Genomic DNA, 3,868 nt, shown 5'->3' with positions numbered 1-3,868 from the left:
GCCGAGGCCGCCCGGCAGGCCGCGCGGGAGGCACGCGACGCCGACGAGGCACGCCTGGCCCTGCTGCTCGACACCCTCGGCGGGACGGTCGAGGGGCTGCGGCGGGAACTGTCGGTGACGCAGGGCAGCGCCGGAGGGGCCAGCATCGTCCCGGGTGCCACCGCGGGACGACGGGGTGGGCGCATCACCGAGGTGGCGACGTTGGACACCGTGCTCGGGCTGCCGAACACCCACGTGATCGTCGACGGGTACAACGTCACGAAGACGGCCTATCCCGAACTCACGCTGGCCGAGCAGCGCAACCGGCTGGTCGGGCAGTTGTCCGCGCTCGCCGCGCGCACGCGGGTCGCCGTGACCGTGGTTTTCGACGGGGCCGATGTCACCTCGGCGCCACAGGCCGACCAGCGCGGGGTGCGGGTCCTGTTCTCCGCGCCGGGCGTGCAGGCCGACGACGTGATCACGTCGTTGGTGCGCCGGGAGCCGCAGGGGCGCCCGCTTGTGGTCGCCACCTCGGACAAGGAGATCGTGGCGTCGGTGTGCGCGTCGGGAGCCCGTGCGGTGTCGTCGGATCTGCTTCTGTCGCGGCTCGGACGCGTCTGAGCGACGTTTTCGGTTTCCGTTCGCACGATTCCGGCGACGAACGGCTCCGCCGGTGGGCGAATCGCCGGAGCCGGTCGGCGGAATCGCCGGAAATGTCGGTGCTGTTTCCTAGCGTGGCCGTCATGACAGCGAAGACCCGAGCGCAGAAACCGTTCCCGCCCGCCGGTCCCGCCGCGGGGGTGAGGTGTGCCGAGCACGTGCTGACCGTCGACTGTTCCCGGTGCCGAGTGCGGGGCACCGCGTGCGCGGACTGCGCGCTGACGCACGTGGCCGAAAGCGACACGGTGGCCGAGTGGGACGCCGCGCAGCGGGGCGCGGTGGCCGCACTCGCCGACGGCGGACTCGTCCCGCGGCTGCGGTACGTTCCGGCGCTCACCAGGCCCGACCGGACCGGTGGGCGGTCGGCCCGGTCGGGCTGACATCACGCGGAGCGTGAGGGCGACGACCATTCGGTGAGCGGTCCGTGCGAGTGGGTGAACGGTTGTCGAGTTGATGAGGGCAACGTGTTATGCCCGTCACACGGTTGGGTGAACTGCTGGTGCGCCGCCCGTTCAACGCACGGTCGTCGATTCCCTTCGCTCGGTTGGTGGACGAAACCAGGTCTCTTTCGTAATCTGGCCGAGATCTCGCGCCAGGCAGCCGTTCCACCAGAGTTCGGCGACGCGGGATCGCCGCCGAGCCAGCTTGTCGGGGAGCTGCGCCGGACACGCACAGGTCGCACCGCGGGTAGCGCCGCGACACCGTGCCGGGCGGACACCGTGCTTTCCATGCCGTGCCGCGTCCCACGGTGCCCCGCGCACGAGCGCGGTCGCGGCGGACACGCTCGCGGTGTCCGATGCCGGTGCGCGCGGCGTGCGGCCGGAATGGGCCATCGCGGACCGTTTCGTCCCGCCCGCCCCCGTGCCCGGCTCCGGACGTGCGGAGGGCCCCCGACCTCCGCACGATTCGTGTGCCCGGTAGGCGGCCGGAACAGCAAAGGAGACACGCGCGACGTGCGGTCGCATCCCGTGAAACGTCTGCTGTCGGGAGCGCTGGCGGCCTCCGCCGTAATCGCGGGCGTCACCTTCGTCCAGGCACCGGCCACCGCGTATCCCAGCCCCGCCCTCCAGCAACCCCCGAGCGGTTCCGAGGAATTGGAGGAGTACCGCGAGCTGTCGAGCAAGGCCGAAAAGCTCAACGAGAAGTACCTCACGGCCCAGGAGGATCTCGAGGCCAAGCAGGACGAGCTCGACAAGCTGAACGACCGCCTCGCCAAGGCCGAGGAGGCCGAGAAGAAGGCACGGGCCGACGAAGAACAGTTCCGGGTCGACGTCGACCGGTTCGCGGGCGCGTCGTTCACGAGCGGCACCCAGCTCAACCGGATGTCGGCGCTGCTCACCGGTGACTCGGCACAGGACTTCCTCGACCGGTCGTCGGCACTCGGCGTGCTCGCCACGGACAAGAACCGGGCCCTGGACAGGCTCCGGGACTCGGTGGAACGTGCCGAGAACGCGCGGAAGGAGGCGGCCGAGGCCCGCAGGCAGGCCAAGGAGGCCAAGGACAAGGCGGCCGAGATCGCCTCAGACCTCAAGGCCCGCAAGGAGCAGCTCGACGAGAAGATCGCCGAGATCGAGGAACAGGCGGCCCAGCTGAGTGCCGCCGACGTGGCCGCTCAGCAGGACACCGGGCCCTCGGTCGGGCCGATCGAGGCACCCGGCAACGCCGCCCAGATCGCGGTGGACGCGGCGCTGTCGGTGCGGGGCAGCCCGTACGTCTGGGGCGCGACTGGCCCCAGCCAGTTCGACTGCTCCGGGCTGACCCAGTGGGCCTACAACCAGGCGGGCATCAGCATCCCCCGCACCAGCAGCTCGCAGTCGCAGTTCGGGACACCGGTCCCGCGGTCGCAGTTGCAGCCGGGTGATCTGGTGTTCTTCTACAACCCGGTGTCCCACGTGGGCATCTACCTCGGGAACGGGCAGATGGTGCACGCGCCCACCAGCGGTGACGTGGTCAAGGTCGCGCCCTTGCAGGACCAGTTCAGCGGGGCTCGCCGCGTCGCCTGACGCGGCACCGCACCCGACGAAGGCCGGGCCGGGACGGGATAGTCTCACCAGCATGCGCCGCACATTGCTGGTGACCAACGACTTCCCGCCCCGGCCCGGCGGCATTCAGTCCTATCTGCACTCGCTGGTCACCCGGCTTCCGCCGGAGGACCTGGTCGTCTACGCGCCCGCGTGGCAGCAGGGCCCGGTCGCCGACCGCGAGTTCGACGCCGAGGCGGCGTTCGAGGTGGTACGGCATCCGACGTCGCTGATGCTGCCGACTCCGGACGTGCTGCGCCGGGCGCGGGAGCTGGTGCGCACGCACGGCTGCGACACGGTGTGGTTCGGCGCGGCGGCCCCGCTGGCGCTGCTCGGCGACCCGCTTCGTGCGGCGGGTGCCTCCCGGGTGGTCGCCTCCACCCATGGGCACGAGGTCGGCTGGTCGATGCTGCCGGGCGCGCGGCAGGCCCTGCGCAGGATCGGCGACACCACCGACGTCGTCACGTTCGTCAGCCACTACACCCGCCGCCGGTTCGCCTCGGCTTTCGGCCCGCTGGCCGGACTGGAGCATCTGCCGTCCGGTGTGGACCCCGAGTTGTTCCGGCCGGACGCGGTCGCGCGTGCCGAGCTGCGACGCCGGTACGGGATCGGTAGCGACCAGCCCACCGTCGTGTGCGTGTCCCGCCTGGTACCGCGCAAGGGACAGGACGCGCTCGTGCGCGCGCTTCCCGCCGTCCGGCGGCGGGTCCCGGGCACGACGCTCGTGCTCGTCGGCGGGGGGCGCTACCGGGAACGGCTCGCGGCGCTGGCGCGCGAGTGCGGCGTCCAGCGGCACGTGGTCTTCACCGGGTCGGTGCCGTGGGACGAGCTGCCCGCGCACTACACCGTGGGTGACGTGTTCGCCATGCCCGCGCGTACGCGTGGTGGCGGGCTCGACGTCGAGGGCCTGGGCATCGTCTACCTGGAGGCGTCCGCGACGGGGCTGCCCGTCCTCGCGGGCAGCTCGGGCGGCGCGCCGGAAACGGTCCGCGACGAGGTGACCGGGCACGTCGTGGACGGCCGCGCGCTCGACCAGATTACGGACACGCTGGCGGCGTTGCTGGCCGACCCGGTGCGTGCGCGCCGGATGGGTGAGGCCGGACGGCGGTGGGTCACCACGCACTGGCGGTGGGACGTCCTCGCGGGCCGCCTCGCGGCTCTTCTCGGCACCGACTCGCACGCCCCGGCCGCCCCCGGCCCGTGACGAC

Annotated in this window: 4 protein-coding genes; all 4 read left to right on the top strand. The window is 72.2% G+C overall.

The features are described from left to right. The coding region (locus SACSA_RS0104965; RefSeq protein ID WP_019814043.1) for an NYN domain-containing protein at positions 1-600 on the top strand (600 nt) is incomplete at its 5' end. A 122-nt stretch (positions 601-722) separates the two neighbouring features. Further along, complete coding sequence (locus tag SACSA_RS21590; protein WP_232212840.1) at positions 723-1,019, top strand: hypothetical protein; 297 nt, start codon at positions 723-725, stop codon at positions 1,017-1,019. A 573-nt stretch (positions 1,020-1,592) separates the two neighbouring features. Beyond that, on the top strand, positions 1,593-2,642 hold the full coding sequence (locus SACSA_RS0104955) for a C40 family peptidase (protein WP_019814041.1): 1,050 nt from the start codon (positions 1,593-1,595) through the stop codon (positions 2,640-2,642). Between the two features lie 52 nt (positions 2,643-2,694). After that, positions 2,695-3,864, top strand: coding sequence for a glycosyltransferase family 4 protein (locus SACSA_RS0104950; RefSeq protein ID WP_019814040.1), 1,170 nt, complete (start codon positions 2,695-2,697; stop codon positions 3,862-3,864). Positions 3,865-3,868 lie beyond the last annotated feature (4 nt).

Origin of the sequence: Saccharomonospora saliphila YIM 90502 (assembly GCF_000383795.1) — a bacterium.
GTDB lineage: Bacteria > Actinomycetota > Actinomycetes > Mycobacteriales > Pseudonocardiaceae > Saccharomonospora > Saccharomonospora saliphila.
This window is presented reverse-complemented; position numbering and strand designations above follow the sequence as displayed.

Excerpts from the sequence above, each read along its gene's own strand:
- SACSA_RS21590 (WP_232212840.1), top strand. The coding sequence starts at position 723 with ATGACAGCGAAGACCCGAGCGCAGAAACCGTTCCCGCCCGCCGGTCCC.
- SACSA_RS0104950 (WP_019814040.1), top strand. The coding sequence starts at position 2,695 with ATGCGCCGCACATTGCTGGTGACCAACGACTTCCCGCCCCGGCCCGGC.